This window comes from Pantoea sp. E956-1, assembly GCF_982223955.1.
The window spans coordinates 1-428 of record NZ_CEUYZP010000085.1 but is presented as its reverse complement, the minus strand read 5'-3'; the positions used below and the strand labels follow the sequence as shown (position 1 = coordinate 428).

1 protein-coding gene is annotated in these 428 nt (G+C 56.8%); it reads left to right on the top strand.

Annotation, left to right across the window (positions count from 1 at the left end):
• A partial coding sequence (locus AC0T7J_RS25380) for a polysaccharide biosynthesis protein (RefSeq protein WP_473798556.1) occupies positions 1-428 on the top strand: 428 nt, incomplete at both ends.

Sequence of the window (428 nt, the reverse complement as noted above, 5' to 3'; positions counted from 1 at the left end):
GAGCACAACATCGCCGAAGGTGTTCTGAATAACGCCATCGGCACCCTCAACACCGCTCAGGCGGCTTTGCAGTCTGGCGTTTCAAACTTTGTATTGATCTCGACCGACAAGGCCGTCCGTCCTACCAACGTCATGGGCAGCACCAAGCGTCTGGCCGAGTTGGTCCTACAGGCTTTGAGTCGTGAGATTGCCCCCGTATTGTTTGGGGATCGTTCCAATGTCTCCCGAGTCAACAAAACGCGCTTCACCATGGTGCGTTTCGGTAATGTACTGGGTTCGTCGGGGTCGGTGATTCCGTTGTTCCACAGCCAGATCAAATCGGGCGGACCGCTGACGGTCACGCATCCCAAGATCACCCGCTACTTCATGACCATCCCCGAAGCCGCACAGTTGGTCATACAGGCTGGTTCTATGGGGCAGGGCGGGGA